The organism is Roseomonas sp. AR75 (genome assembly GCF_005222815.1).
Taxonomy (GTDB): domain Bacteria; phylum Pseudomonadota; class Alphaproteobacteria; order Acetobacterales; family Acetobacteraceae; genus Falsiroseomonas.
Genome location: NZ_STGB01000004.1, coordinates 392,999 through 418,190, shown reverse-complemented (window position 1 = coordinate 418,190; position 25,192 = coordinate 392,999). Strand labels below are relative to the sequence as shown.

Below are 25,192 nucleotides of genomic sequence, written 5' to 3'. Positions count from 1 at the left end.
GATGCTCGAATGGCCCGGCGCCTTCCTGGAGAAATACCCGGAATTCGCGGTGTTCCTCGCGATCGGCGTCGGCACCTGGTTCGGCGCGCTGAAATTCGGCGGATTCAGCTTCGGCGCCGTCACCGGCTCGCTCTTCGCGGGGGTGCTGATCGGCCAGGTGGCGCATGTGGAGATCTCGTCCCAGGCGAAATCCCTGCTGTTCCTGCTGTTCCTGTTCGGCATCGGCTATTCGGTCGGGCCGCAATTCATGACCGCGCTGAAGCGCGACGGGGTGCGGCCGATCGCGCTGGCCGTGATGATGGCCGTCAGCGGCCTGGTCACGGCCTATGCGGTGGCGCGCGTGCTCGGCCTCGATGCCGGGTTCGCGGCGGGCCTGGTCTCGGGCGCGCTCACCGAAAGCCCCGCCATGGGCACCGCGACCGAGGCGATCAACGCCCTGCCGCTGCCGGAGGCGGAGCGCGCGCGGCTGGTCGCGCACATCGCGGTGGCGGATGCGGTCTGCTACCTGTTCGGCGCGCTTGGCGTGATCTTCTTCTGCGGCACGCTCGGCCCGCGCCTGCTCGGCATCGACCTGAAGGCCGAGGCGCTGGCGCTGGAACGCCAGCTCGGCATCAGCCGCGCCCGGCCAGGCGTGGTCTCCGGCTGGCGGCGCGTGGAGCTGCGCGCCTATCGCATCGCCGCGGATTCCCCCGTCGCCGGGCTGACGCTGGCCGAGGCGCGGGAGCTCCGCCCGGGCCACCGCCTGTTCATCCAGCGCATCCGGCGCGACGGCGCGATCATCCCACCCGAGCCAACGCTGCGCCTGCAGGCGGGCGACGTGATCGCCCTGTCCGGGCTGCGCGAGGTGCTGGTGCAGGAGGTTGGCCCGCATGCGGAGGAGGTGGAGGACCGCGAGCTGCTCGACATCCCCCTCGCGGAGCGCGAGGTGCTGGTGGCGCGCGGGGAGGTTTCCGGCAAGACGCTCGGCGCGCTCGCGCAGTCGGACTGGGCGCGCAGCATCTACCTCAACGGCATCACCCGCGGCGGCGAGGCGATCCCGCTGGCGCCCGGCACCGTCGTGGAGCGCGGCGACCTGCTGCGCATCGTCGGTCCGGACGCCCTGATCACCGAGGTGGCGAAGCGCATCGGCACGGTGGTGCAGCCGACGGAGAACACCGACTTCGTGGTGCTCGGCCTGGCGATCTTCCTGGGCGGCGTGGTCGGCGTGCTGGTGCAGCTGCCGGTGGGCGGCATGCACATCGCCCTCAGCACCAGCGTCGGCACGCTGCTGGCGGGGCTGCTGGTGGGCCATCTGCGCACGCGCCTGCCGCTGTTCGGCCGCATCCCCGATGGCGCGATATCCCTGATGACGACGCTCGGCCTGTCGGCCTTCGTCGCGATGACCGGGCTGCATGCCGGCCCGATCTTCTTCCAGGCGCTGGCCGAGGCCGGGATCGGCCTGTTCCTCGGCGGGATACTCGTGACGATGGTGCCGATGTTCGTCGGCCTCTATGCCGGGCGCTACCTGCTGAAGATGCATCCGGTGCTGCTGCTCGGCGGCCTGGCGGGCGCGCAGACCATGACGGCAGGGCTTGCCGCGCTGCAGGACAAGTCGGGCAGCACCGTCGGCGTGCTCGGCTACACGCCCGCGGTGCCGATCGGCCACATCCTGCTGACCACCTGGGGGACGGTGATCGTCGGGCTGATCGCGGGCTGACCGCGCGGGGCTACCGCTCGCAGCGCAGCAGCACCGTGCTGCGATGGGCGATGTCGCCGACATCGGCGGCGCTGCGGTCGGCGCCGCGGCTCTCGGCGGTGCGGAAGGCGATGCCGGCGCGGCGCAGGAAGCCCTGCGCCGCTTCGCCCTTCACGGCGAAGTTCACGTTGTCCACGTTCTGCACGCGGCGGCTGTCCAGCTTCGCGACGACGACCCCCACGACATGCCCCTGCATGTCCAGGAGCGGCCCGCCGGAATTGCCGGGCTGCACCTCCGCGCTGATCTGGAAGTTGTTCGCGTCGTTGCGGATGCCCGCAAGCGCATTGATCTCGCCGCGCGTCAGCTTCGGATCTGCCGAGAGCAGCCCGGCCAGCGGGAAGCCATAGGCCACCACGCTCTCGCCGCGCCGCACTGCCGGGCCGCTGCGGAAGCTGAGCACCGGGCCGGGATTGCCGGGGATGCGCAGCAGCGCGAGATCCAGCGGCGCATCCACCCGCGCCGGAGGCACCGCGGCCAGCCAACGACCATCGGCGGTACGTGCCAGGATGCGGTCGCAGCCATCCACCACATGCTGGTTGGTCAGCACCATGTCGGGCGCGATGACGAAGCCCGTGCCGGAGGAGACACGGCGGGCGTTCTGGTTCGGCCGCGCCTGCGCGACGGCGGCGGCCGGCGGTGCCGCGGCGGCCGCCTCGGTCAGTTCCACCCGCGGCGTGGCGCAGATGTCCTGGTCGCGCAGCACGCTCTCCCGCCCATCCTGCAGCACGAGCCGCATGTCGAATCGGCAGCCTGCATCGGGGTTGGTCCGCAGGTTGAAGAAGGATCCGCTCGGCAGCGGCCCGCGGTTCAGCAGGTTGGATCCCCAATCGGTCCGGCCGCTGCGCACGGCATGCAGCGCGGTCGCCGGCTGCCCGGTACGGTTCACGATCCGCACAGGCTCCGAGGGGGGCGCCTGGGCGTCGGCGGGATGGACCAGGAGAAGGGCGAGAAGCAGCAGGAATGCAGCGCGCATGGGCGCCATGTCGCCGCCCGTTGCGCCGCCGTCAACGTCCACCCTTCCCGTCCCGGAACCTGCGTTAGATCAAGGCGCGCGCATGAAAAGCGTCGCAGGGTTGCCCAAGACGCAGGGATCGCCCCTTGACCCTCCCATGGTGGGAGGACCGATCTCTGCCCCATGGAAACGCACCCCAAGGCGATGCCCGAGGCACCGCTCACCGCCGTCCCGCACCTCTCCCTGCCCGTGGAGGGGATGACCTGCGCCTCCTGCGCGGGGCGCGTGGAGCGCGCGCTGGGCAAGGTGCCGGGCGTCACGGCGGCGCAGGTGAACCTGGCGTCCGAGCAGGCCGAGGTCGCCGGAACCGCCGAGCCCGCCGCCCTGGCCGAGGCGATCCGCGCCGCGGGGTACGCCGTGCCGGAAACGGAGCGCACCCTTGGCGTCGAAGGCATGACCTGCGCCGCCTGCGCCGGACGGGTGGAGCGGGCTTTGCGGCGCGTGCCGGGCGTGCTCTCCGCCACCGTGAACCTGGCCAACGAGCAGGCGACGATCCGCGCCTTCGCAGGGGTGGAGGATGCGGCGCTGGCCGCGGCGCTGGCGAGGGCCGGCTATCGGCTTGCCGCCATCCCCGACGATGCCGAGGCGGAGGAGCGCGCCGCCGCCGCGAAGCTGGCGCGGCAGGGGCGGGAGGTGCTGGCGGCCGGGCTGCTCGCCGCGCCCTTCCTCGTGGGCATGCTCGGCATGGGAATCGGCCGGGACTGGATGCCCGGCGCCTGGGTGCAGCTTGCGCTGGCCACGGCGATGTTCGCCTGGTTCGGCCCGCGCTTCTGGCGTGCCGCCTGGGCCGCGCTGCGCGACCGCACCGGCAACATGGACCTGCTGGTCTCACTCGGCACCGGGGCGGCCTTCCTGCTGTCGCTGTGGAGCCTCTGGCGACACGGCACGGCGCATGTGCATGGCCTCTACTTCGAGGCCGCGGTGGTCGTGCTGTTCTTCGTGCTGCTGGGCAAGTGGCTGGAGGCGCGCGCCAAGCGCGGCACCGGCGCGGCGATCCGCGCGTTGCTGGCGATGCGACCGACCACCGCGCATCTGCTCGAGGCTGACGGCACGGAGCGCGAGGTGCCCGCCGCCGCGCTGGTGGTGGGCGACCGCGTGGTGATCCGCCCCGGCGAGCGCGTGCCGGTGGATGGCGTCGTCGAATCCGGCGAGGCGGGCGCCGACGAGAGCGCGCTGACCGGCGAATCGCGACCGGTCGAGAAGGCGCCGGGCGCCAGCCTCGCGACCGGCACCGTGGTGCTGGATGGCCGCCTCGTGCTGCGCGCCACGGCAGTCGGAGCCGACACCACGCTGGCACGCGTCGCGGCCCTGGTCGCTGCGGCGCAGGCCTCCCGCGCGCCGGTGCAGCGGCTGGTGGACCGGGTCAGCGCGGTGTTCGTGCCGGTGGTGATCGGCATTGCCCTGCTCACGCTGCTCGGCTGGCTGCTGGCCGGCGCGGGCTTCGAGGATGCAGTGCTGCATGCGGTGGCGGTGCTGGTGATCGCCTGTCCCTGCGCGCTCGGCCTCGCCACGCCGGCGGCGATCATGGCCGGCACCGGCGCCGCGGCCCGCGCCGGCATCCTGATCCGCGACGCGGAAGCGATCGAGCGCGCCAAGGCCGTCGACCTCGTCGCCTTCGACAAGACCGGCACGCTGACCGAAGGCCGCCCGCGCTTGGCTGCACTGCACGCCGCACCCGGTGTGTCGCGCGAGGAGGCTCTGTCGCTGGCCGCCGCCTTGCAATCCGGCAGCGAGCATCCGCTGGCGAAGGCCGTGCTGACGGCGCAGGGCGCCGTGCCGGTGCCAACGATCGAAAACTTCCGCGCGCTGCCGGGGCGCGGCGTGGAGGGCGTGGTGGCGGGCCGCCGCCTCGCCCTCGGCAGCGGCCGCCTGCTGGCCGGATGCGGCGCCGATGCCGGCCCGCTCGCTGCTGCGGCGGAAGCGGAGGCGGCGCAGGGCCGCAGCCTGTCCTGGCTGATCGACCCTGCCGACCACGCCGTGCTGGCGCTGCTCGCCTTCGAGGACGCGCCGAAGGCCGGCGCGGCCGAAGCAGTGGCTGCGCTGCGCGCCCAGGGCGTGCAGGTCGCGATGCTCTCCGGCGACAGCAAAGCCGCCGCGCAGGCCACGGCGGAACGGCTCGGCATCGCCCGCGTCGCGGCCGAAGTGCTGCCCGACGGCAAGGCGGCACAGGTGGCCGCCTGGCGCGACCAGGGCTCCCGCGTCGCCATGGTGGGCGACGGGATCAACGACGCGCCGGCGCTCGCCGCGGCCGATCTCGGCATCGCGATGGGCACCGGGACGGACGTGGCCATCGCGGCCGCGGGAATCACGCTGATGCGCGGCGACCCGGCCCTGGTGCCGGCGGCGCTGGACATCGCGCGCAGGACTTACACGAAGGTGAAGGGGAATCTGGGATGGGCGTTCGCATACAACCTGCTGGGCCTGCCATTGGCGGCGCTCGGTCTCCTCTCGCCGGCCCTGGCGGGCGCGGCGATGGCGATGTCGTCGGTGTCCGTGGTGGGGAATGCGCTCCTCCTCGCGCGCTGGCGGCCGTCACCCTCGACCGGCCGGCCGGGCTGAGGCCCGTGGCGGCGCCGCGCGGCATGACGATCGGCCAGGCCGCATCGCGCTCCGGCGTTTCCGCGAAGATGATCCGCCACTATGAGGCGATCGGCCTGATCGAGGCGGAGCGCCGCGCCAATGGCTATCGCAGCTATGGACCGCAGGACGTCGCCGTGCTGCGCTTCATCCGCCATGCCCGCGACCTGGCCTTCCCGCTGGAGGACATCCGCAAGCTGCTTGCGCTGTGGCGCGACCGCTCCCGCGCGAGTTCCGAGGTGAAGAACCTCGCGCTGGCGCATGTCGAAGCGCTGGAGGCGAAGGCCAAGGCGCTCAGCGCCGTGGCGGAGAGCCTGCGGCACCTGGCGCAGCATTGCTCGGGTGACGATCGGCCGGACTGCCCGATCATCGCGGAGCTCGAAGGAAAGACGGCATGACCGTGGAGTTGAAGGTCGCGGGCATGACCTGCGGCCATTGCGTAAAGGCGGTGACCGAGGCGATCCGGGCGAAGGATCCCGCCGCGGAGGTGGAGGTCAGCCTGGCCGAGGGCGTCGTGCGCGCCGCGACCACGCTACCCCGCGCCGCGGTCGCCGCCGCGGTGGAGGAGGAAGGCTACAAGGTCGCGGCGTAGGCGCGGATCCTACGGCAGGCGCTGGATCCGGCGCAGCATCATCTCCCGCCAGGGCGCATCCGGTGGCGCGTCATCCACGATGGATTGCCAGACGCGCCGCGCATTCGCCGGGCGCCCGGCGCGTTCCTCCACCAGGCCCGTCAGGAAGCGCAGGCGGATGTCCTGCGGCTGTTGCAGCAGGGCGCGCCCCAGCAGCGTGGTGGCTTCCGCCAGGTTGCCTTCCTCCATCTGCAGCTCCGCTACGTCGGCGGCGATCTGCGGGTCGAAGCGGATGGCGAGCGCGCGGTTCCAGGATTCCAGCGCCGCCGCGTTGCGGCCGCGGTTGCGCTCGGCGTTGCCGAGCAGGATGAAGCCCTGCCGCGCCTGCTCGCTGCGCGGATCGAGCTGCGCGATGCGCGCGCGCAACTGCTCCAGGAGCTGCTCCTCCGCCTGTGCCTGGCGCTGGCGGAGATCATAGGGCGCGCTCGGCATGTCTGGCACGCCGCGCACCAGGTACAGGCTGATCGCAACGGCGGGCACCAGGAACAGCGCGGCGCCGAGCAGCGCGGCGCTGCGGCGGCCCGCACCGGCCGCATCCTCCTTCGGCGCGGCGAGGATGCGCCGCTGCACTTCGAGCCGGGCCGCGGCATGCGCCGTCTCGTCCAGGCGCCCGGCCTCCTTCTCGCGATCCAGCTCGGCGAGCTGCGCGCGATACAGTGCGAGATCGGCTTCGCCGCGGCCACGCGCGCGGGCGGGACGGAGCAGGATCACGGCAAGCGGCAGCATCGCCAGCAGGGCGAGGCCGCCCACGAGAATCCAGATGGTCACGCCCGGGTTCCGTCCTGCCTCGTCTCGCCATCCGGCGTCACGCCGAGCGCGGAGAGGCGGCGGCGCTCCTCCTCGGTCAGCGGCGGCGGCGCGATGGCCTGCGCGTTGCGGCGCCGCAGGCCCAGGATGAGGCTGCCGCCCAGCAGCAGCGCGACAACCGGCGTGGCCCAGAGCACGGCGGTGGACCAGGAGAAGGGCGGCTTCAGCAGCACGTAATCGCCGTAGCGCGTGTGCAGGAAGTCCTTCACCTCGGCGTCGCTGTCGCCGGCGGTGATGCGTTCGCGCACGATCAGCCGCAGGTCGCGGGCCAGCGGCGCCTCGCTGTCCTCGATGGACTGGTTCTGGCAGACCATGCAGCGGATGTCGCGGCCGAGATTGCGCGCGCGTTCCTCCTGCGCGGGATCGGGCAGCATGTCCGCGGGGTTGGAGACCGCGAGGGCGTGCAGGGGAAGAAACAGGGCAAGAAGGAGGGCGATGAGCCCCCTTCGCAGGCGGGCGGTCGTGCCCCCACCACGACCCTCCCCCGCATGCGGGGGAGGGAGCAGAGGCACTCCCCCGCATGCGAGGGAGGGTTTAGTTGGGGCCGCGCGACCTGTCGGGCGCATCACGCCCACCGCCTGAGCAACGGCCGTATGTCGTGCTCGACGACGTCCGCCGTCACCGGCCCTGCAAAGCGCCAGCGGATGATGCCCTGCTTGTCCAGCAGGTAGGTCTCCGGCACGCCGTACACGCCCCAGTCGATCGCGACGCGCCCCGGCTCGTCCTTCGACAGGCGGCGGAACGGGTTGCCGCGGTCGCGCAGGAATTTCAGGCTGTCCGCCGGCTTGTCCTTGTAGGCGATGCCGAACACCGGCACGCCCTCGCGCGACAACTGCATGAGCTGCGGATGCTCGATGATGCACGGCACGCACCAGCTCGCCCAGAAATTCACCAGCACCGGCCCCGGCAGGTTGCGCAAATCGGCCGAGGTGAGCGCCGGGAGTTCCGCGCCTTCCAGCGGCGGCAGCGTGAAGTCGGGCGCGTGCTGGCCGATCAGCGCGGAGGGGACGCCGCGCGGGTTGTACTCGCCGGTGCGCATGCCCTGCAGCATGCCGTAGAAGGCGACGCCGCCGGCCGCGGCCACAGCGAAGGGCGCGAAGAGCAGCGCCCGGCGGGCGAGCGGTGTCATGTGGTGGCCGCGCCCTGCGGCAGCGCCGCCTTGCGGTTCGGCGCGGAAACGCGCACGCGCCGGTCGGACAGCGACAGCGCGCCGCCGATCGCCATGATGAAGGCGCCGATCCAGAGCCATGGCGCCAGCAGGTTGTAGTGGATACGGATCACCGCCTTGCCGGTGGCGGAATCCTCCTCGCCGATCACCGCATAGAGGTCGTAGAGCAGGTTGGTGCGGATCGCGACTTCGGTCGTGTTCTGTCGTGCGATCGGGAACCAGCGCCGTGACGGCTGCATCACATGCAGCACCTCGCCGTCGCGCAGCACGGTGATCGTCGCGCGACGCGCGGTGAAGTTCGGGCCTGGCGTGTCGCGCACGCCGTCCAGGCGCCAGGTGTAGCCGGCCATCTCCGTGGTATCGCCGGGGGCCATCGCCACCAGCTTCTCCTGCGCGAGGCCCATCCCGGCCATGCCGGCGGCGACGATACCGATGCCGGCATGCGCGATCGCCGCGCCCCAGGCGGCGCGCGGCAGATTCCGTGCGCGCGCCCAGGAATTGCCGAGCCGCGTGCGGAACAGCGCGGTGCGGTCGGCGATGTCCGTGATCGCCGCGCCGATGACCCAGGCGGCGAAGCCGAAGCCGACCGCGGGCATCACATGCTCGCCCGTCAGCAGCAGCGCGAGGAAGAACGCGCCGAAGCCGATCAGCGCAGCCGCCCACAGCCGCTGCACCACAGGCCAGAGCTGCGCGCGCTTCCAGGGCATCAGCGGCCCCGCCGCCATCGCCAGCAGCAGCGGCACGACCAGCGGGAAGGTCGCCAGGTTGAAGAAGGGCGGACCCACCGAAACCTTCGCGCCGAACAGCGCATCGGCAAACATCGGCCACAGCGTGCCGACGAACACCACCGCGCTGATCGAGCAGACCAGCAGGTTGTTCAGCACGATCGCGCCTTCGCGCGAGACGGGCGCGAAGATGCCGGTCGGCGCCATGGCCTGTGCCCGCCAGGCGAACAGCAGGAAGGCGCCGCCCATGTAGAACATCAGCAGCGCCAGGATGAACAGCCCGCGCTCGGGGTCGTTGGCGAAGGAGTGCACGCTGTTCAGCACGCCCGACCGCACAAGGAAGGTGCCCAGCAGGCTCATGCCGAAGGCGATGATCGCCAGCAGGACGGTCCAGGTCTTCAGCGCCTCCCGCTTCTCCACGACGATCGCGGAATGCAGCAGCGCGGTGCCGATCAGCCAGGGCAGCAGCGAGGCGTTCTCGACCGGATCCCAGAACCAGTAGCCACCCCAGCCGAGCTCGTAATAGGCCCACCAGGAGCCGAGCGCGATGCCGCCGGTGAGGAAGCTCCAGGCCGCCAGCGACCACGGGCGCACCCAGCGGCCCCAGGCGGCGTCCACGCGCCCTTCGATCAGCGCCGCGATGGCGAAGGCGAAGGTCACGGCATAGCCGACATAGCCGAGATAGAGCAGCGGCGGATGCATCGCGAGCCCGATGTCCTGCAGCACCGGGTTGAGGCCCTGCCCGTCCGGCGGCGGCGGCCAGACACGCTCGAAGGGGTTGGACGTCTTCAGGATGAAGGCGATGAAGCCGACGCCGATGAGGCCGAGCACGCCGAGCACGCGCGCCTTCAGCGTGGAGGGCAGGCCACGCCCGAAGGCGGAGACGGCAAGGCCGCACAGCGCCAGGATCATCACCCAAAGGATCAGGGATCCTTCGTGATTCCCCCAGGTGCCGGTGATCTTGTAGAGCATCGGCTTCGCGCTGTGGCTGTTCTGCACGACGTTCAGCACCGTCGTGTCGTTGATCGCATAGGCCCACATCAGGCAGGCGAAGGACGCCGCGATGGCGATGAACTGCCCGATGGCCAGCGGGGCCGCCGAAGACATCAGCCGCGCATCGCGTTTCTCCGCGCCCAGTAAGGGCAGCGCGGTCTGCGCAAAGGCCAGGATCAGCGCAAGGGCGAGGGCGAAATGGCCAAGCTCAGCGATCAAGAGCCGGTCCTTCCGGGCATGGTCGGCTGCTGCGTGCGGGGGTCAAGCGTGTTCCAGATGGCCGGCGCCGGTGCCGGACCCTGGTCGGGCTGCCAGTGGCCCGCGCGCTTCAGCGCGTCGGCGACCTCGGGCGGCATGTAGGTCTCGTCATGCCGCGCCAGCACTTCCGAGGCGCGGAACACGCCGTCCACGCCGAGCTTGCCGAGTGTCACCACGCCCTGGCCTTCGCGGAACAGGTCGGGCAGCACGCCCTGGTAGGTCACGGGGATGACGTTGGCGCCATCCGTCACGCGGAAATGCACCACGGGGCGCTGCCCCGCAACGGTGGGATCGCGCTGCACGCTGCCCGCCTCCACCAGCCCGCCGAGGCGGAAGGCGCGGTCCGGCGTGGGGCGCTGCTCGCCGGTCATGATGTCGGACGGCGAACGGAAGAACACCAGGTTGTCCTGGAAGGCGGTGAGCGTCAGCGCCGTCGCGCTGCCCAGGCCGATGGCGCAGAGCAGCAGGATCCACATCCGGCGCTTCTTCCGAGTCATCACGCTTCCCGCTCCCCGCGCGGATCGAGTTGCTTCAGGCGCGCGGCGGCGGCGCGATGCCTCAGGAAGGCGCCGACGGCGAGGCCGCCGAACACCAACGCCGTCACGCCCCAGGACAGGCTCACATGCAGCCAATGGGTGGTCATTGCGCTGCGTCAAGCCGGCGCGCGCGCGCCATTTCCAGCGCCCGGACACGGCGTTCCATCACCGCCGCGCGCGTGCGCGCCAGCACCACCGTCGCGAACAGCAGCGTGAAGCCCAGCGCGCAGGTCAGCAGCGGGTAGAGCATGTCCACATGCATCGCGGGCGCATCCATGCGCGTGACGCTGGCCGACTGGTGCAGCGTGTTCCACCAGTCCACCGAGAACTTGACGATCGGCACGTTGACGAAGCCGACCAGCGCCAGGATCGCGCCGGCCCGCGCGCCGCGCTCGGGGTCGTCGAAGGCGCGCACCAGCGCGGCATGCCCGAGCCACAGGAAGAACAGCACCAGCACGCTGGTCATGCGCGCATCCCACTGCCACCAGGTGCCCCACATCGGCTTGCCCCAGAGGCTGCCGGTCGCCAGGCACAGGGCGGTGGCCGCGGCGCCGACGGGGGAAAGCTCCCGCGCCGTCAGGTCCGCCAGCGGATGACGCCAGATCAGCGACATGATCGAGAGGATGGCCAGGCCCGTGTAGCCGCCCATGGCCAGCCAGGCCATCGGGACATGGACGTACATGATCCGCACCGTCTCGCCCTGCTGCCAGTCCGCCGGCGAGAAGAACAGCGCCCAGGCGGCGCCGATGCCGGTGACGCCGATGGCCAGCGCCCAGAGCCAAGGCATCCAGCGATCCGTCAGCCGCAGGAAGCGACCGGGATTGGCAAAGCGATGCAGCGAGCGCCCGGCGGGGGCGGGCGGTGCGGTGCGGGGCCCGGTTGGCCGGGTCGGTGCGGAAGGGCTGGCGTCCACGCGGCTAACCTAGGGGCTACTCGCGGCGGATTGAAGCCACGGCCGTCGCGCGTTACGTGCCTTTCCTGCAAGGACCCGGAGCAGACCCCGCCATGCGCCGCCCCAGCGACGCCGCCAGACAGGATCGTGCCTGACATGGCGCGCGGCCGCAGCTATTGGCTCGTGAAGTCCGAGCCGGATGCCTTCTCCTGGGATCAGCAGGTGGCCAATGGCGTCGAGCCCTGGACCGGCGTGCGCAACCACATGGCGCGCGCCAACCTGCAGGCGATGAAGAAGGGCGACCTGGCCTTCTTCTATCACTCGAACATCGGCAAGGAGATCGTCGGCGTGGTGGAGGTGGTGCGGGAGGCCTATCCCGACCCCACGGTCGGCGCCGACGACCCGAAGGGCGCATGGGTCTGCGTGGACATGAAGGCGGTGGGGCCGATGCCGACGCCGGTGACGCTCGCCGCGATCAAGGCCGATCCTGCCTTCGCGGAGCTGGCGCTGGTGCGGCAGTCGCGGCTTTCCGTGATGCCGGTCAGCGCGGAGCATTGGCGGAAGCTGTGCAAACTGGGTGGCCGGAAGCCATGAGCGCGGTCGCCGCCGGCGAACGGGTGCTCTGCCGGCTGGACGAGATCCCGGAGGGCGAGAGCCGCGGCTTTCCGGCCGCGCCGGGTGGGTTCACCGGCCTGTTCGCGATCCGCCGGGGCGCGCAGGTCTTCGTCTACGTCAATTCCTGCCCGCATATCGGCCTGCCGCTGGACCCCGCGCCGGACCGCTTCCTGGACGCGAAGAAGCAGCACATCGTCTGCTCCGCGCATGGCGCGCGGTTCCGCATCGAGGACGGCGCGTGCTTCTCCGGCCCCTGCTACGGCGAGAGCCTGGAGGCGGTGCCGGTGCGGCTGGACGCCGAGGGGCGGGTGATCGTCCCGGCCGACGCCGGGCTCTGAGACACCCGCCGCCGGCTCAGTCCAGCTTCAGGCCGATCGCCTGGATCAGCGGGGTGAAGCGTGCATGGTCCGCGCGCATCCGCGCGCCGAACTCAGCCGGCGAGCCGGCATCAGGGTCCACATTCGGCGGCAGTCGCGGCACCAGGGCCGTCGCGCTCGCAGCCACCGCGGCCTGCAGCCGCGCCAGCACCGCCGGCGGGATGCCGCGCGGGCCAAGCGCGGCGAGCCAGGGCGAGGACAGGTCGAGCCCGGGCACCTGTTCGCCGATGGTCGGCACGTCCGGCATGCTCGGGCTGCGCTGCGGCGAGGTGAAGGCCAGCGCCTTTAGCGCCCCGCTCTGCACATGGGGCAGCGTCACCACCGCCGTGTCGAGCGTGGCATGCACCCGGCCCGCCAACAGGTCGGCCAGTCCCGCGGCGCTGGACCGGTAGGGGACGTGCTCGGCCGGGAAATCCAGCCGCAGGCGCAACGCCTCCATGTTCAGGTGCGGGAAGGTGCCGCTGCCGGCGGAGTAGTAGAAGAAGGGCGAGGGCCGGCCCGCCCGCACCGTCTCCGCCAGTTCCGGCGCCGTGCGCGCCTGCACCGAGGGATGCACGGCAAGGAAACTGCCGCCGGTGACCACAACCGGCCCGACCGGCTCCAGGTCGCGCAGCGGGTCGTAGGGCGGGTTGCGCATCATCTGCGGGATCACGGCGACGGCCGCCATCGCGACCAGGCCGAAGGTGTAGCCGTCGGGTGCGGCACGCACGATGGCGGCCGTCCCGATCGTGCCGCCGGCGCCCGGCATGTTCTCCACCACCACGTTCTGGCCGAGCCGGGCCGTCAGGTCGTCGGCGAGCAGGCGGGCGACCACGTCGGTGACGTTGCCGGCGCCATAGGGGACGATCATGCGCAGCGGGCGGGCCGGCCAGCCGCCGGTCTGGGCGTGAGCCGGCAGGGCGAGGGCCGAGGCGGCGGCGATCAGCGGACGGCGGCGGATCATCTTATGGCTCCCTGGCGGCGAAGATCGGCGATGGCAGCGGCATCGAAGCCGGCCTCGGCGAGCACGGCATCCGTGTGCTCGCCGAGGCGCGGGGCCGGCGCGGTGGCGGCGGGCGCCCCGCCGGTCCAGCGGAAGCCGGCGCCCAGCACTTCGTGCAGCGCGCCGTCCGGGCTGTTCGGGTCCGGCACCCGGAAGCTGCTGCCGCCGGTCTGGCGATAGGGGCCTTCCAGGAACTCCGCGATGCTGCGCACCGCCGAGGCGGGCACGTCGGCGGCATTGAGAAGGGTCTCCCACGCCTCGGCGCCGCGGGCGAGAAAGGCCTCGTCCAGCGCTGCCTTCAGCCGGGGCGTGCCGAGGCCGCGCAGGATGGCGCCGGGCGATTCGGGGCGGCGGGTGAGCCAGTCCGGCGCGGTGGACCATTCGGGATGGCCCAGCGCGGCGCAGAGCGCATCGAACTGCGCGCGCGTGCTGGCGGCGACGGACAGCCAGCCCTCCGCGCAGCGGAACACGCCGGCGCCGGGGCTGGCCGTGAAGCCCACATTCCCGACGCGGGGCGGGGCGCGGCCCTCGATCAGCCAGCCATGCGCGATGCCCGCCATCAGGCAGAGCGAGGCGTCGGCCATGGAGATGTCCACGGCGATCGGCCCCTCCTCCCCGCCGCGGCGGCGCAGGATGGCGCCGAGCAGGCCGATGGCGCCGACCAGGCCGGTCGCCATGTCGATGGCGGGAAAGCCGACCTTCACCGGCGGAGCCTCGGGGTCGTCGCCCTGTGCCCACATCATGCCGGTGGCGGCCTGCATCACATGGTCGTAGCCGCCCCGGGCGGCGAGCGGCCCGGTCTGCCCCCAGGCGGAGATCGAGGCATAGACGATGCGGGGGTTGAGCGCGTGGACGCGGTCCGGCCCGAAGCCGAGGCTGGCCATCTTCCCCGGCCGGAAATTCTCGAGGAACACATCGGCCGTGGGGATCAGCCGCTCCAGCACCGCGCGGCCGCCTGAGGTGCCGAGGTCGAGCGCGATGGACCGCTTGCCGGCATTCACCGACTGGATGTTGGCGGTGATTCCACCGAGTTCGGGCCGGGTCGCGGTGTCGCGGAGGCCGTCGCCGACGGGCGGACGCTCGATCTTGACGATGTCGGCGCCCATCAGGCCGAGCATGAAGGTAGCGTACGGCCCGGCGAGGATGTGGCTGCAATCGAGGACGCGCAGGCCGGCGAGCGGCCGCGCCGGCGCGGCGGCCGGGCTGTCGTGCATGCGGCGGTTTCCCCCTGGCCGCGGGCTTGGCGCCCGCGGCGGCGTTCAATCCTCCGCAGCTTGCGCCGGATTCAGTGGAGGCGGAACTCCCCGCCCGCATAGCGCAGCTCGGCCGGCTTGATCAGCGCGGTGGAGGCGACGCGGACGGAGTGCAGCGGGGCCTCGATCTCGCGCCGCCAGAAGTCGAGGAAGCGGCCGAGTTCCGGGAATCGCGGCGCCATGTCGTGCTTCTGCCAGATGAAGCTCTGCAGGACGCCCGGATGGTCGGGCATGTGGTAGAGCAGCTCCGCGGTGGTCAGCCGCCAGTCGGGCAGCGTGGGGAAGCGGGCGAGGCGTTCGAGGCTGCTGAGATCCATGCGGGCTCCTGTCCGGTCATCCTCAGGGCTGTGTGATTGTTCCCGTCCCGTTCCCGTCCGGTTGAGGGTCGCTCGCCCGGCCGGGATCGGAAGCATGCCATGACCGGATGGGGTCAACGCAAGAAAAACGTTTGGGTTCAATGCATTAGCACTCGCACTCTGAGAGTGCTGCCGACGTCTTGACGATAGCGGGGCGCTGCCCTAGATCGCTGGCACTCCTCTGGGGGGAGTGCTAGCGCACGCCGGAACGGGTGCGTTGGCTGCGGGTTCCGCGTGGCGGCCGATGGCCGTCCGGGAAGCCCGCGTATCTCCGGAAGAGCTTGCCACTCTTATGGAAGCAGTCAGGAGAGGATTCGCATGAAGTTCCGTCCCCTGCACGACCGCGTTCTCGTTCGCCGCGTGACGGCCGAGGAGAAGACCGCGGGAGGCATCATCATCCCCGACACCGCCAAGGAAAAGCCGCAGGAAGGCGAAGTGATCGCCGTCGGCGCTGGCACCATCAACGAGAAGGGCGAGGTCCGCCCGCTCGACGTGAAGGCCGGCGACCGCATCCTGTTCGGCAAGTGGTCGGGCACCGAGGTCAAGCTCGATGGCGAGGAGCTCCTGATCATGAAGGAGTCCGACATCATGGGCATTCTCGACAACCCTTCCGTCGCGAAGGCCGCCTGAGTCCGTCGTCCCGCGCGTCGCGCGGGGCAACGCATCTCCGGCTGGTCGTCTCCGACACACAGATCTAGGGAACGGAAAACATGGCTGCAAAGGACGTCAAGTTCGGCGCCGGCGCGCGTGAGCGGATGCTCCGCGGCGTCGACATCCTCGCCGATGCGGTGAAGGTCACGCTCGGCCCGAAGGGCCGCAACGTCGTGATCGACAAGAGCTTCGGCGCGCCGCGGATCACCAAGGACGGCGTGACCGTCGCCAAGGAGATCGAGCTGGCCGACAAGTTCGAGAACATGGGCGCCCAGATGGTGCGCGAAGTGGCCTCGAAGACCAACGACATCGCCGGCGACGGCACCACCACCGCGACGGTGCTCGCCCAGGCGATCGTCCGCGAGGGTGCGAAGTCGGTGGCCGCGGGCATGAACCCGATGGACCTCAAGCGCGGCGTGGACAAGGCCGTGGCCGAGGTCGTGAAGTACCTCGAGGCGAACACCAAGAAGATCACGACCTCCGCCGAGGTCGCCCAGGTCGGCACCCTCTCCGCCAACGGCGAGTCCGAGATCGGCGAGATGATCGCCAAGGCGATGGAGAAGGTCGGCAACGAGGGCGTCATCACGGTCGAGGAAGCCAAGAGCATCCAGACCGAGCTCGACGTCGTCGAGGGCATGCAGTTCGACCGCGGCTACGTCTCCCCGTATTTCATCACGAATGCGGAGAAGATGATCGCCGAGATGGACAACCCCTACATCCTCATCTTCGAGAAGAAGCTGTCGGGCCTGCAGCCCATGCTTCCCCTGCTCGAGGCGGTGGTGCAGTCGGGCCGTCCGCTGGTGATCGTGGCCGAGGACGTCGAGGGCGAGGCGCTGGCCACCCTGGTGGTCAACAAGCTGCGCGGCGGCCTGAAGGTCGCGGCCGTGAAGGCGCCGGGCTTCGGTGATCGCCGCAAGGCGATGCTCGAGGACATCGCGATCCTCACCGGCGGCCAGGTGATCTCCGAGGACCTCGGCATCAAGCTCGAGAACGTCACCCTCAACATGCTGGGCAAGGCCAAGACCGTCCGCATCGAGAAGGAGAACACCACGATCGTCGACGGCGCCGGCTCCAAGGAGGAGATCCAGGGCCGCTGCGAGCAGATCAAGGCGCAGATCGAGGAGACCACCTCGGACTACGACCGCGAGAAGCTGCAGGAGCGCCTGGCGAAGCTCGCCGGCGGCGTGGCGGTGATCCGCGTCGGCGGCTCCACCGAGGTCGAGGTGAAGGAGCGCAAGGACCGCGTCGACGACGCGCTGCATGCGACCCGCGCCGCGGTCGAGGAAGGCATCGTGCCGGGCGGCGGCGTGGCGCTGCTGCGCGCCTCCACCAAGCTCGGTGGCGTGAAGGGCCTGAACAACGACGAGCAGGTCGGCATCGAGATCGTGCGTCGCGCGATCCAGGCGCCGCTCAAGCAGATCGCCGAGAACGCCGGCAAGGACGGCGCGGTGGTTGCGGGCGAGATCCTGCGCAACGACGGCGCGTCCTACGGCTACGACGCGCAGAAGGACGAGTACAAGGACCTCGTCGCCGCCGGCATCATCGACCCGACCAAGGTCGTGCGCACGGCGCTGCAGGATGCGGCTTCGGTCGCGTCGCTGCTGATCACCACGGAGGCGATGATCGCCGAGCGTCCGGAGAAGAAGGCTCCGGCCGGTGGTCCTCCGGGCGGCGACATGGGTGGCATGGACTTCTGATCCTCCACTTCGGATCGGAAGACGGTGGGCGGGCCGAAAGGCCCGCCCATTTCGTTTACGGCGCACGCAATACGCATCATCGCGTGGATGCTTTGCGATTTTTCGTACTGGTGTTCTGCTGCGCGACAACTGCCGGCTGACAAACGCGTGACCGCGGCGCGGATGCTTTGACTTGGCTTCCGGCGCCCGCGCATCCTGCCGCCGTCAACGCGTCTCGGCTCGCCGTGCCTATCGGGCTTCGCCTGCCCGGTCAGTCAGGACTTCATGCCGCCGCGTGGCCCCAGTCCGCGCGATCGGCGCGCGGGCAACAAGGTTGAGGAGCCCGGATCGCATGGCGATCGGCACCGTGAAGTGGTTCAATGCAACGAAGGGCTTCGGCTTCATCGTGCCGCAGGATGGCGGCAAGGACGTGTTCGTGCACATCACGGCCGTGCAGAAGGCGGGCATGCAGGGCCTGAACGAAGGCCAGAAGCTTTCCTATGAGATCGTGATGGAGCGCGGCAAGGCCGCCGCGACGAATCTCCGCGCGGTCTGATCGACCCATCCACCTCGCCGTGCCGGCATCAGGCGGCCCGCATGGGCCGCCTGTCCTGTCTCGGCCACAGCCGCGCGCCATCAGCCGGCGCGGGTCTCCTGCACATGGATGCGCCGCGCACCCGCCTCCCGTAGCAGGCGCTCGGCGCGGGCGCGCGTCTCCGGGTCCGGCGCCTGCAGGCCGAGCACCGGGCCGTGCAGCCTGGCGGGCGGATCATGGGCCTCGGTTTCCCGCTGCGACGATTGCGGCGCGGTGGCATCGGCGAGCGGCTCGCCGACCGCGGCGGTGGCAGCCCCCGCCGCGACGGCGGCAGCAAAGGCCGGCAGCGCGGCGCCGCCGGTCGCGATCACCAGCCCCGCCGCAGCCATGGAGGTGGCGGCCATCGCCGTCCCGACATGGAGCTGCCGCTGGTTGCGCTGATCGGCCGCTTTCGGGTGCTCGTCGGGCGGGTCCACCTGGTCTTCGTTCACCGCGCGCTTCGGCGGGGCGACGCCACCTTCCTGCGCCGCAGGCTTGCCGGCCGAATCCCGGGCGCCCGCCTCGCGCAGCTGCACCGCCGCGGCATCGCGCGCCGCCTCGTCGGAAAATTCGCCCCAGACCACCGGAACGGCCAGCGGCGTCTCGTCGCGCTGTCCGGTCCACTGGCTGCTGTCTACCGTGATGGCCATGGCAGCCGCCTCCGCTATGGTTGCTCTCGCGCCCTGAACGCAGGCGGCGCGCGGTTGTTTCGTCCGGAGGTTCTCGCGTGTTCGACCTGCCCGCCCTGGAGCAAGCCGCAAGCCTGGTGCACGGCGTCTTCCCGCCGACGCCGCAATACGCCTGGCCGCTGCTGGCGCAGCGCACGGGCGCCGAGGTCTGGGTCAAGCACGAGAACCACACGCCCACCGGCGCCTTCAAGGTGCGCGGCGGCATCACCTATTTCGACCGGCTGAAACGCGAGCGCCCGGCGGTGCCGGGCGTGATCTCCGCCACGCGCGGCAACCACGGGCAGAGCCTCGCCTTCGCCGGCGCGCGCGCGGGCGTGCCCGTCACCATCGTGGTACCGCGCGGCAACAGCGCAGAAAAGAACGCGGCGATGCGCGCCTTCGGCGCGACGCTGATCGAGCATGGCGCGGATTTCGACGCGGCGCGGGTGGAGGCGGCACGCCTCGCGGAAGAGAAGGGGCTGCTCTTCGCGCCCTCCTTCGCGCCGGCGCTGGTGCTGGGCGTCGCGACCTATGCGCTGGAACTGTTCCGCGCCGCGCCCCCGCTCGATGCGCTGTATGTGCCGATCGGCCTCGGCTCGGGCATCTGCGGCTGCATCATGGCGCGCGACCTGCTGGGCCTGGCCACCGAGATCATCGGCGTGCAGAGCACCGAAGCGCCGTCCTACGCGCTGTCCTACGCCGCCGGCCATGTGGTGGAGACGCCCACCGCCAACACCCGCGCGGACGGCATGGCGACACGCGTGCCCGATCCCGGGGCGCTCGCGATGATCCGCAAGGGCGCGGCGCGCATCGTCACCGTCACCGATGACGAGGTCGCCGCGGCGATCCGCGCCTATTGGCAGGACACGCACAACCTGGCCGAGGGCGCCGGCGCCGCGCCGCTCGCCGCCCTGCTGCAGGAGAAGGAGCGGATGCGCGGCAAGCGCGCGGCCACCATCCTCTGCGGCGGCAACATCGACCTCGACCTGTTCCGGAGCTGGGTGCTGGCATGACGACGCTGCTGATCCGCGACTGCCAAACGCCCGAGGGCGGCGCGGCGGACATCCTCATCCGCGAGGGCCGCATCGCCGCGATCGGCCCCGGCCTCGACGCGCCGGCGGGCGCATCCGTTGAAGCGGCGCGCGGACTGCTGGCGCTGCCCGCCTTCGTCGAGGGCCACACGCATCTCGACAAGACGCTGTGGGGCATGGGCTGGTACCGCAACGAGGTCGGGTCGCGGCTGATCGACCGCATCGACAACGAGCGGAACGAACGCAAGCGCCTCGGCCTCGATCCCCGCCGCCAGGGCGAGCACCTCGCGCGGCTGTTCCTGGCCCTCGGCACCACCCGTATCCGCACTCATGCCGATGTGGACGTGGCCGTGGGCACTGCGCATTCCGATGCGCTCGTCGCGCTGCGGGATGCCATGCGCGGCACCATGGACATCCAGGTGGTGGCCTTCCCGCAATCCGGCCTGCTGATCCGCCCCGGCACGCTGGAGTTGCTGGATGCGGCGCTGCGGAACGGCGCGGACATCGTCGGCGGCCTCGATCCCTCCGGCATCGATCGCGATCCGAAGGGGCATCTGGATGCGGTCTTCGGGCTTTGCACGCGGCACGGCAAGCCGCTCGACATTCATCTGCATGAGCCGGGCGAACTCGGCGCCTTCGCGCTCGACCTGATCATCGAGCGCACGCTGGCGCTCGGCATGCAGGGCAAGGTGGTGGTCAGCCACGCCTTCTGCCTCGGCGATGTCGCGCGCGCGACATCGCTCTACGAAGCGCTGGCGGAGGCGGGCATCGCGCTGGCCACCACCGCGCCACCCTCCCGCCCCGTGCCGCTGGTGAGGACTGCGCGCGCACACGGGACGAAGATATTTGCCGGCAATGACGGGATCCGGGACACCTGGGGTCCCTACGGCAAGCCGGACATGCTGCAGCGGGCGATGATCCTCGGCATGAAGAACGACCTGCGGCGCGACGACGAGGTGGCGCTGGCCTTCGCGACCGTCAGCGACTGGGCCGCCGAGGCCTGCGGCTTCGAGACCTGCCGCCTCGCCGTCGGCGAGCGCGCCGACCTGGTGCTGCTGGAAGCCGAGACGCTGGCCGAGGCGGTGGTCGCGCAGCCGCCGCGCCGCCTGGTGGTCAGCCATGGCCGGATCGTCGCGCGCGACGGCGTGCTGGTGCAGTAGGAGGGCGGGATGCCGCAGCAGATCACCAGAGGTTATCGCCAGCTCGTGGACGAGGCGAATGCGATCGTCGAGGAGATCGACGTCGCGCGCGCGCAGCAGCTGTATGGCCGCGACGACGTGCAGTTCGTGGACATCCGCGACATCCGCGAGCTGGAGCGCGAGGGCCGCGTGCCCGGCGCCTTCCACTGCCCGCGTGGCATGCTGGAATTCTGGATCGACCCCGCCAGCCCCTATGCCAGGCCGCAATTCCAGCAGGACAGGCATTTCGTCTTCTTCTGCGCCGGCGGGCTGCGCAGCGCCCTGGCGGCGCGCGCGGCGCAGGAGATGGGGCTGAAGCCGGTCTCCCACCTCAAGGGCGGCTACGGCGCCTGGCGCGCCGCGGGTGGCGCCACCGAACCGCTGCCGCCGAAGAGGGCCGCGGGCTGATGAAGATCCCGGCGTCTACCTTCACCGTCACCGACTGGTCGCAAGTGGAGCCCACGCGCCATCCGGGCGAGACGGGCCACGCCCTGTGGCGCACGCTGAACATCGGCGAGCTGCGCGTGCGCATGGTGGAGTATTCGCCCGGCTACCTGGCCGACCATTGGTGCGACCGCGGCCATGTGCTCTTCGTCGTCGACGGCGAACTCGAGACCGAGCTGCGCGACGGCCGCCGCTTCACGCTGAAGCCGGGCATGTCCTACCAGGTTTCGGATTTCGGCGACGCCGCGCACCGGTCGTCGACGAGGAAGGGTGCGCGTCTGTTCATCGTGGACTGACCTCGCCCATCAGCGCCGTGCGTTCGCGCCGGAACAGGGCGGCGAGCGCTTCGGCCACGGCACGCACGGGCCGGCTGGCCGCCAGATCCTCATGGATCACCAGGAACGCATCCTCATCCATCTCCTCCGGCAGCTCGGCGACGCGGCACAGTCCGGGCGTGGTGTCTGCCGGCAGGCAGGGCAGGATCGCCACGCCGAGCCCGGCCGCGCAGGCGCGCAGGCGCTGCGGCGTGTCGTCCAGGATTGCGACGGGCGGCCGGTCCCCCAAGATGCGCCGGAGCGCCATGGCGGTGCGGGATCGTTCGTCGCGCGCCACGCCGATTGACATCAGGAGGTCCGGAGAGAATTGGCCTCCGGAGAGCGATTTTCGGGCGTCTCCGCGCCGGGCCAGTCAACAGGTCTGCCCCGAAAACCCCAGGAAACCTGCCACTCAGCGCGGCGGTCAGTCTGGCGGAGAGCACGGCTCGTATTGGAACTGGCGGAGGGAGTGCGCCCGGATTCGAACCGTCGCAGAGGCTTTTGGGAACACGTCTATGGCATAGACCCACGCCGTATCGGGGGTTGTCACACCTTCAATGCGACAGGGGAGTTCTCCGACCTCGCGAAGACACTCCTCTGCAGCGTTCAGAAGTTCGACGTTCGATACGGAGCCCTGAATTCGGAAGCATAAATTGGCTCAATAATCACCATATGGAGATGGCGAAATACGAGTCGTTGTTATTCCCCTCACTGGATTCGTCGATTTTTTCTTTGTGATCAGCGATAAGACCTACATAGTAGTTCCCCGGTGATATACTCTTTGGGATGGTGAATGTCTCGAACTGGTTGCGGTCAATATCTCCCGGTCCGAGCGCCGCCGTGGAGTTGGTGTCGAGCAGATCGTCGCTATCGGTGATAGATGTATTTGTCGAAAGATAGATTCCGACCTCGCTCGACCCCGCGCTACCCGAACCGGCGTTCTTGACCTGCCAATCCAGTCTCGCAGTCGCGCCCCGGCCGAATGACGAACCACTAATTGCGGCCCCCTCGATCACCAGGTCAGGCTTCGCGGTCGAACCGACGGTGATCTCCTTGGCCCAGAAGTTGTTGCCCTCGTTGGTGCCCTCATCCACCGCGCCGGTGCGATCGGCCAGCACGCCGAGATACCACTTCCCGCTCGCCAGGTTGCCCGGCAGCGTGACGGTCAGCTTCTCGTTCGGATCGGTCGTCCCGGCGGTCAGCGCCTTGGTGTCGTTCTTGCCGAGGTAGGTGTCGGCTGCGGTGATCGTCGCGTCGGCGGAGAGATACACCCCGGCCGAGCTCTCGCCCGCATCGCCGGCGCCCTTGTTCCTCACCTCCCACGACACCTCGACGCTGTCGCCCTTCTTGAACGTCGAGCCGGTGAAGCTGCCCTTCTCGATCACCAGGTCAGGCTTCGCGGTCGAGCCGACGGTGATCTCCTTGGCCCAGAAGTTGTTGCCCTCGTTGGTGCCCTCATCCACCGCGCCGGTGCGATCGGCCAGCACGCCGAGATACCACTTCCCGCTCGCCAGGTTGCCCGGCAGCGTGACGGTCAGCTTCTCGTTCGGATCGGTCGTCCCGGCGGTCAGCGCCTTGGTGTCGTTCTTGCCGAGGTAGGTGTCGGCTGCGGTGATCGTCGCGTCGGCGGAGAGATACACCCCGGCCGAGCTCTCGCCCGCATCGCCGGCGCCCTTGTTCTTCACCTCCCACGACACCTCGACGCTGTCGCCCTTCTTGAACGTCGAGCCGGTGAAGCTGCCCTTCTCGATCACCAGGTCGGGGCCGGACGAGGTTGGTACGAAGGTGGTGACCTTGGCACCAGCCCCAGCGGCGAACGAGGGCGAATAATCGCCAGAGCTGTCGACGATGTTGAAGCCGATCTCGTCAACAGACGCAAACCCTGCGCCTTTGAAGCCGTAGGAGCCAATGTTGGTGATACGGTCCGTGTAAACCGTATCTTCGTCAAGCTGCGTGCCGTCTCTCGTAAGGAAGCCACCACCCGGGGTGCGGTCCTTTACGAAGAACCAGGTGAGATCAGGGGCGCCATCGTTGTCGCGCCAAGCGGACGGCGCATAGATATCCGTAAGTTTCAACGTCCCGTTGGCAGCAATGGTGTGATTGGTGCGAACGACGGACAGTCCGCTATTCACGCTTCCCCCAGGTGGAGCGGACGAGCCACCCCCACCGCCGCCTGGCGGTGGCACGGGTGGGTTTTTGAAATAGTCCAGCCAGTCAGCGACATCCCTAGTAATGCTGCCGAAAGTGATCCGCTCCACGCGGATCAACGTGTCCGTTCCCTCCTTCGGAGTTGTAACTTGGAAGCTTCCGTCAGTCTTAACGCTGAGATTGATGTCCGACGCAAGGAACGCTTCGAAGGAGGCTGTATCTGTACCGTCTCCGCCGTCGATGAGATCGTTCCCGGAGCCACCATGGAGACTATCGCCGTGTTCATCTCCATACAAGGTGTCATTGTTGGCGCCGCCCACCAGCGTATCGCTGTTTGCTTCGCCCTTCAGAGAGTCCGCGCCGTCCCCGCCTAAAAGGCTGTCGTTGCCAGATCCGCCAAAGAGAGTGTCATTTTCTATTCCACCAAGAAGAGTGTCCGGTCCACCATCGCCGCGCAAATCGTCGTCGCCGCCGCCACCTTCGAGCCGGTTCGGTTGGGCGTTGCCGTGGATTGTATCGTCGCCTGGGCCTCCGGTCTGGCCGCCGTGAGATTCAAAATAGCTAAGGGTTTCCTGCAAGCTAGCGTCCGTAAACATGGGTGGCGTCTCAAACCGGACTTCACTGGTGTACAGTGCCATTTCCCACAACTTGAGCACTTCGGTTGATCCGTATTCTACACCCTTCAGAAAATCCACCCATGCCTTCACCCGAGGCGCGACCGCTTCAAGCTGCAGGTCGAATTTCGGGAGTATAAGTCCCGCCAAAAAGGTCGCTAGTTCCCGGAGGTCACTCCACCAGGTCCCGTCGAGTAGATCAGACTTGCTCACAAGCTGCCCTGCGGCCTGCAGCATCGCGGATCCGCCGACCGCCGCGCCAGTCATGGCCACGATGTCCTCGCGTGCGTGGACCGTGCCCGATGCGGATCGTCGAATGATCTGGATCGCTGTGTACGCAGAGACGACAGCCTTATCGCCATACTCAAAGTATTCCTGCATTGCTGAGAAGAAAAAGGCCTTCTTTATCTCGGATGTAATCGTCGAGAGAGAACCAAGCGAAAATTCCGTGTAGACCGCGAGTGGGTCGCCCTTGACGAGGAGGGCGGTCATACCCGAAGCTATCGTTTTGAAGGTGCTGTAATCCGCGTCAAGATCTGCCACAGTCTTAAGCTGATCAATCGCGGCTCCAGTGGCGTCGCGTGCGCCGAGGAGGCCCTGATCATATCCAGAGTATAAACGATCAACGAGAATGATAGCCGAAGATAGTGAGAAAAGGTCGCTCAGTATATGGCTGTCCGTGACTGCAACTCCGGTGACGTGGTTGGTCGCAGAAAAATCAGCAAGCTGGTTAGTTACCGCGACATGGTATACTTGCCCGCCGGTCCGGATCAACAGGTTGCTTGGCAGCGACATGGACCGTTTCCTCGTTCAGTTCGTTCGACCGTGTTCGCGCGGCGCTGTACTACGCTGCGTGCACGAGGCTCGGTCCCGCGTTTGACGTTGAGCGGACCTGGAAGTGGCTATTGGCCGTCCGGGCCGTGCTCGCTCATAAGCGTCCGGCCGGGCGGGAGACACGCGGCGGCGACCGAATCGAC

27 protein-coding genes are annotated in these 25,192 nt (G+C 69.7%); 13 read left to right on the top strand and 14 right to left on the bottom strand.

Annotated features, from left to right (window positions below; all coding sequences use genetic code 11):
- The first annotated feature begins 1 nt into the window (after nucleotide 1).
- On the top strand, nucleotides 2-1,696 hold the full coding sequence (gene aspT, locus E4T13_RS16075; RefSeq protein ID WP_137179307.1) for an aspartate-alanine antiporter: 1,695 nt from the start codon (nucleotides 2-4) through the stop codon (nucleotides 1,694-1,696).
- 10 nt (nucleotides 1,697-1,706) lie between these two features.
- On the opposite strand, the gene E4T13_RS16070 is transcribed toward aspT, so the two are convergent.
- Nucleotides 1,707-2,708: a S1C family serine protease gene (locus tag E4T13_RS16070; RefSeq protein ID WP_240791158.1), complete on the bottom strand. Its 1,002-nt coding sequence runs from the start codon at nucleotides 2,706-2,708 to the stop codon at nucleotides 1,707-1,709.
- A 162-nt stretch (nucleotides 2,709-2,870) separates the two neighbouring features.
- Here E4T13_RS16070 and E4T13_RS16065 point away from each other — a divergent pair, with 162 nt between their 5' ends.
- The 3 genes from E4T13_RS16065 to E4T13_RS16055 are packed head-to-tail and all read left to right on the top strand — an operon-like array spanning nucleotide 2,871 to nucleotide 5,916.
- The gene (locus E4T13_RS16065) at nucleotides 2,871-5,306 is read left to right on the top strand and encodes a heavy metal translocating P-type ATPase (RefSeq protein ID WP_240791157.1); all 2,436 of its coding nucleotides are present in this window, start codon (nucleotides 2,871-2,873) and stop codon (nucleotides 5,304-5,306) included.
- Between the two features lie 23 nt (nucleotides 5,307-5,329).
- Entirely contained in the window at nucleotides 5,330-5,722 is a 393-nt protein-coding gene (locus tag E4T13_RS16060; protein ID WP_137179306.1) for a Cu(I)-responsive transcriptional regulator, read from the top strand.
- Nucleotides 5,719-5,916 (top strand): cation transporter, encoded by a 198-nt coding sequence (locus tag E4T13_RS16055; protein WP_137179305.1) that lies wholly within the window; start codon nucleotides 5,719-5,721, stop codon nucleotides 5,914-5,916. The genes E4T13_RS16060 and E4T13_RS16055 overlap by 4 nt, the downstream gene beginning before the upstream one ends.
- A 9-nt stretch (nucleotides 5,917-5,925) precedes the next feature.
- On the opposite strand, the gene ccmI is transcribed toward E4T13_RS16055, so the two are convergent.
- From ccmI to E4T13_RS16020, 7 genes are read right to left on the bottom strand one after another with little or no spacing between them, the layout of a single operon-like run.
- Complete coding sequence (gene ccmI, locus E4T13_RS16050) at nucleotides 5,926-6,723, bottom strand: c-type cytochrome biogenesis protein CcmI (RefSeq protein WP_137179304.1); 798 nt, start codon at nucleotides 6,721-6,723, stop codon at nucleotides 5,926-5,928.
- Nucleotides 6,720-7,274, bottom strand: a complete 555-nt coding sequence (locus E4T13_RS16045; protein ID WP_306768497.1) for a cytochrome c-type biogenesis protein — start codon at nucleotides 7,272-7,274, stop codon at nucleotides 6,720-6,722. The genes ccmI and E4T13_RS16045 overlap by 4 nt, the downstream gene beginning before the upstream one ends.
- Nucleotides 7,275-7,327: 53 nt before the next feature.
- The gene (locus E4T13_RS16040; RefSeq protein ID WP_137179302.1) at nucleotides 7,328-7,891 is read right to left on the bottom strand and encodes a DsbE family thiol:disulfide interchange protein; all 564 of its coding nucleotides are present in this window, start codon (nucleotides 7,889-7,891) and stop codon (nucleotides 7,328-7,330) included.
- Nucleotides 7,888-9,867, bottom strand: a complete 1,980-nt coding sequence (locus E4T13_RS16035; RefSeq protein WP_137179301.1) for a heme lyase CcmF/NrfE family subunit — start codon at nucleotides 9,865-9,867, stop codon at nucleotides 7,888-7,890. The genes E4T13_RS16040 and E4T13_RS16035 overlap by 4 nt, the downstream gene beginning before the upstream one ends.
- Complete coding sequence (gene ccmE, locus E4T13_RS16030; protein ID WP_137179300.1) at nucleotides 9,864-10,403, bottom strand: cytochrome c maturation protein CcmE; 540 nt, start codon at nucleotides 10,401-10,403, stop codon at nucleotides 9,864-9,866. The genes E4T13_RS16035 and ccmE overlap by 4 nt, the downstream gene beginning before the upstream one ends.
- Entirely contained in the window at nucleotides 10,403-10,549 is a 147-nt protein-coding gene (ccmD, locus tag E4T13_RS16025) for a heme exporter protein CcmD (protein WP_137179299.1), read from the bottom strand. Before ccmD ends, ccmE begins: the two co-directional genes overlap by 1 nt.
- The gene (locus E4T13_RS16020; RefSeq protein WP_137179298.1) at nucleotides 10,546-11,229 is read right to left on the bottom strand and encodes a heme ABC transporter permease; all 684 of its coding nucleotides are present in this window, start codon (nucleotides 11,227-11,229) and stop codon (nucleotides 10,546-10,548) included. The genes ccmD and E4T13_RS16020 overlap by 4 nt, the downstream gene beginning before the upstream one ends.
- 261 nt (nucleotides 11,230-11,490) lie before the next feature.
- Between E4T13_RS16020 and E4T13_RS16015 the strand changes: the two genes are divergently transcribed.
- Nucleotides 11,491-11,928 (top strand): EVE domain-containing protein, encoded by a 438-nt coding sequence (locus E4T13_RS16015; RefSeq protein ID WP_137179297.1) that lies wholly within the window; start codon nucleotides 11,491-11,493, stop codon nucleotides 11,926-11,928.
- Nucleotides 11,925-12,287: a Rieske (2Fe-2S) protein gene (locus tag E4T13_RS16010; RefSeq protein WP_137179296.1), complete on the top strand. Its 363-nt coding sequence runs from the start codon at nucleotides 11,925-11,927 to the stop codon at nucleotides 12,285-12,287. Before E4T13_RS16015 ends, E4T13_RS16010 begins: the two co-directional genes overlap by 4 nt.
- A 16-nt stretch (nucleotides 12,288-12,303) precedes the next feature.
- Here the strand turns inward: E4T13_RS16010 and E4T13_RS16005 are convergent, their stop codons facing one another.
- From E4T13_RS16005 to E4T13_RS15995, 3 genes are all read right to left on the bottom strand, one after another.
- Nucleotides 12,304-13,269 (bottom strand): tripartite tricarboxylate transporter substrate binding protein, encoded by a 966-nt coding sequence (locus E4T13_RS16005; RefSeq protein WP_137179295.1) that lies wholly within the window; start codon nucleotides 13,267-13,269, stop codon nucleotides 12,304-12,306.
- Entirely contained in the window at nucleotides 13,266-14,522 is a 1,257-nt protein-coding gene (locus E4T13_RS16000; RefSeq protein WP_137179294.1) for a CaiB/BaiF CoA-transferase family protein, read from the bottom strand. Before E4T13_RS16000 ends, E4T13_RS16005 begins: the two co-directional genes overlap by 4 nt.
- 71 nt (nucleotides 14,523-14,593) lie before the next feature.
- Nucleotides 14,594-14,878: an usg protein gene (locus E4T13_RS15995; RefSeq protein ID WP_137179293.1), complete on the bottom strand. Its 285-nt coding sequence runs from the start codon at nucleotides 14,876-14,878 to the stop codon at nucleotides 14,594-14,596.
- 357 nt (nucleotides 14,879-15,235) lie between these two features.
- On the opposite strand from E4T13_RS15995, the gene groES reads away from it, so the two are divergent.
- The 3 genes from groES to E4T13_RS15980 all read left to right on the top strand — a co-directional run bounded on the left by groES (nucleotide 15,236) and on the right by E4T13_RS15980 (nucleotide 17,800).
- Entirely contained in the window at nucleotides 15,236-15,547 is a 312-nt protein-coding gene (gene groES, locus E4T13_RS15990; protein WP_137179292.1) for a co-chaperone GroES, read from the top strand.
- 80 nt (nucleotides 15,548-15,627) lie between these two features.
- A complete protein-coding gene (gene groL / locus E4T13_RS15985; RefSeq protein ID WP_137179291.1) occupies nucleotides 15,628-17,265 on the top strand; it encodes a chaperonin GroEL in 1,638 nt (545 codons plus the stop codon).
- A 331-nt stretch (nucleotides 17,266-17,596) separates the two neighbouring features.
- Nucleotides 17,597-17,800: a cold-shock protein gene (locus tag E4T13_RS15980; RefSeq protein ID WP_137179290.1), complete on the top strand. Its 204-nt coding sequence runs from the start codon at nucleotides 17,597-17,599 to the stop codon at nucleotides 17,798-17,800.
- Nucleotides 17,801-17,880: 80 nt separating this feature from the next.
- Here E4T13_RS15980 and E4T13_RS15975 read toward each other — a convergent pair whose 3' ends face one another.
- Nucleotides 17,881-18,468 (bottom strand): hypothetical protein, encoded by a 588-nt coding sequence (locus E4T13_RS15975; RefSeq protein WP_137179289.1) that lies wholly within the window; start codon nucleotides 18,466-18,468, stop codon nucleotides 17,881-17,883.
- 77 nt (nucleotides 18,469-18,545) lie between these two features.
- On the opposite strand from E4T13_RS15975, the gene E4T13_RS15970 reads away from it, so the two are divergent.
- Genes E4T13_RS15970 through E4T13_RS15955 form a run of 4 tightly spaced genes read left to right on the top strand, consistent with a single transcriptional unit; the run spans nucleotide 18,546 to nucleotide 21,435 of the window.
- Nucleotides 18,546-19,499: a threonine dehydratase gene (locus tag E4T13_RS15970; protein ID WP_137179288.1), complete on the top strand. Its 954-nt coding sequence runs from the start codon at nucleotides 18,546-18,548 to the stop codon at nucleotides 19,497-19,499.
- Nucleotides 19,496-20,677 (top strand): amidohydrolase family protein, encoded by a 1,182-nt coding sequence (locus tag E4T13_RS15965; RefSeq protein ID WP_137179287.1) that lies wholly within the window; start codon nucleotides 19,496-19,498, stop codon nucleotides 20,675-20,677. The genes E4T13_RS15970 and E4T13_RS15965 overlap by 4 nt, the downstream gene beginning before the upstream one ends.
- A gap of 9 nt (nucleotides 20,678-20,686) precedes the next feature.
- On the top strand, nucleotides 20,687-21,103 hold the full coding sequence (locus E4T13_RS15960) for a rhodanese-like domain-containing protein (protein WP_137179286.1): 417 nt from the start codon (nucleotides 20,687-20,689) through the stop codon (nucleotides 21,101-21,103).
- On the top strand, nucleotides 21,103-21,435 hold the full coding sequence (locus E4T13_RS15955; protein ID WP_137179285.1) for a DHCW motif cupin fold protein: 333 nt from the start codon (nucleotides 21,103-21,105) through the stop codon (nucleotides 21,433-21,435). Before E4T13_RS15960 ends, E4T13_RS15955 begins: the two co-directional genes overlap by 1 nt.
- Here E4T13_RS15955 and E4T13_RS15950 read toward each other — a convergent pair.
- Nucleotides 21,422-21,763, bottom strand: a complete 342-nt coding sequence (locus E4T13_RS15950) for a LysR substrate-binding domain-containing protein (RefSeq protein WP_137179284.1) — start codon at nucleotides 21,761-21,763, stop codon at nucleotides 21,422-21,424. The two genes, E4T13_RS15955 and E4T13_RS15950, sit on opposite strands and share 14 nt — an antisense overlap.
- Nucleotides 21,764-22,118: 355 nt before the next feature.
- Entirely contained in the window at nucleotides 22,119-25,010 is a 2,892-nt protein-coding gene (locus E4T13_RS15945; RefSeq protein ID WP_137179283.1) for a CARDB domain-containing protein, read from the bottom strand.
- Nucleotides 25,011-25,192 lie beyond the last annotated feature (182 nt).

Bases quoted from the DNA above. Each gene is read 5' to 3' on its own strand.
- E4T13_RS16010 (WP_137179296.1), top strand. From the start codon at position 11,925: ATGAGCGCGGTCGCCGCCGGCGAACGGGTGCTCTGCCGGCTGGACGAG.
- E4T13_RS15965 (WP_137179287.1), top strand. From the start codon at position 19,496: ATGACGACGCTGCTGATCCGCGACTGCCAAACGCCCGAGGGCGGCGCG.
- E4T13_RS15975 (WP_137179289.1), bottom strand. From the start codon at position 18,468: ATGGCCATCACGGTAGACAGCAGCCAGTGGACCGGACAGCGCGACGAG.
- E4T13_RS16040 (WP_137179302.1), bottom strand. From the start codon at position 7,891: ATGACACCGCTCGCCCGCCGGGCGCTGCTCTTCGCGCCCTTCGCTGTG.
- E4T13_RS16000 (WP_137179294.1), bottom strand. From the start codon at position 14,522: ATGCACGACAGCCCGGCCGCCGCGCCGGCGCGGCCGCTCGCCGGCCTG.
- E4T13_RS15955 (WP_137179285.1), top strand. From the start codon at position 21,103: ATGAAGATCCCGGCGTCTACCTTCACCGTCACCGACTGGTCGCAAGTG.
- E4T13_RS16055 (WP_137179305.1), top strand. From the start codon at position 5,719: ATGACCGTGGAGTTGAAGGTCGCGGGCATGACCTGCGGCCATTGCGTA.
- E4T13_RS16005 (WP_137179295.1), bottom strand. From the start codon at position 13,269: ATGATCCGCCGCCGTCCGCTGATCGCCGCCGCCTCGGCCCTCGCCCTG.
- E4T13_RS15960 (WP_137179286.1), top strand. From the start codon at position 20,687: ATGCCGCAGCAGATCACCAGAGGTTATCGCCAGCTCGTGGACGAGGCG.
- E4T13_RS16065 (WP_240791157.1), top strand. From the start codon at position 2,871: ATGGAAACGCACCCCAAGGCGATGCCCGAGGCACCGCTCACCGCCGTC.
- E4T13_RS16020 (WP_137179298.1), bottom strand. From the start codon at position 11,229: ATGCCTTGGCTCTGGGCGCTGGCCATCGGCGTCACCGGCATCGGCGCC.
- groES (WP_137179292.1), top strand. From the start codon at position 15,236: ATGAAGTTCCGTCCCCTGCACGACCGCGTTCTCGTTCGCCGCGTGACG.
- groL (WP_137179291.1), top strand. From the start codon at position 15,628: ATGGCTGCAAAGGACGTCAAGTTCGGCGCCGGCGCGCGTGAGCGGATG.
- E4T13_RS16060 (WP_137179306.1), top strand. From the start codon at position 5,330: ATGACGATCGGCCAGGCCGCATCGCGCTCCGGCGTTTCCGCGAAGATG.
- ccmD (WP_137179299.1), bottom strand. From the start codon at position 10,549: ATGACCACCCATTGGCTGCATGTGAGCCTGTCCTGGGGCGTGACGGCG.
- E4T13_RS16070 (WP_240791158.1), bottom strand. From the start codon at position 2,708: ATGCGCGCTGCATTCCTGCTGCTTCTCGCCCTTCTCCTGGTCCATCCC.
- aspT (WP_137179307.1), top strand. From the start codon at position 2: ATGCTCGAATGGCCCGGCGCCTTCCTGGAGAAATACCCGGAATTCGCG.
- E4T13_RS16015 (WP_137179297.1), top strand. From the start codon at position 11,491: ATGGCGCGCGGCCGCAGCTATTGGCTCGTGAAGTCCGAGCCGGATGCC.
- E4T13_RS15945 (WP_137179283.1), bottom strand. From the start codon at position 25,010: ATGTCGCTGCCAAGCAACCTGTTGATCCGGACCGGCGGGCAAGTATAC.
- E4T13_RS15950 (WP_137179284.1), bottom strand. From the start codon at position 21,763: ATGTCAATCGGCGTGGCGCGCGACGAACGATCCCGCACCGCCATGGCG.
- ccmE (WP_137179300.1), bottom strand. From the start codon at position 10,403: ATGACTCGGAAGAAGCGCCGGATGTGGATCCTGCTGCTCTGCGCCATC.
- E4T13_RS15995 (WP_137179293.1), bottom strand. From the start codon at position 14,878: ATGGATCTCAGCAGCCTCGAACGCCTCGCCCGCTTCCCCACGCTGCCC.
- E4T13_RS15980 (WP_137179290.1), top strand. From the start codon at position 17,597: ATGGCGATCGGCACCGTGAAGTGGTTCAATGCAACGAAGGGCTTCGGC.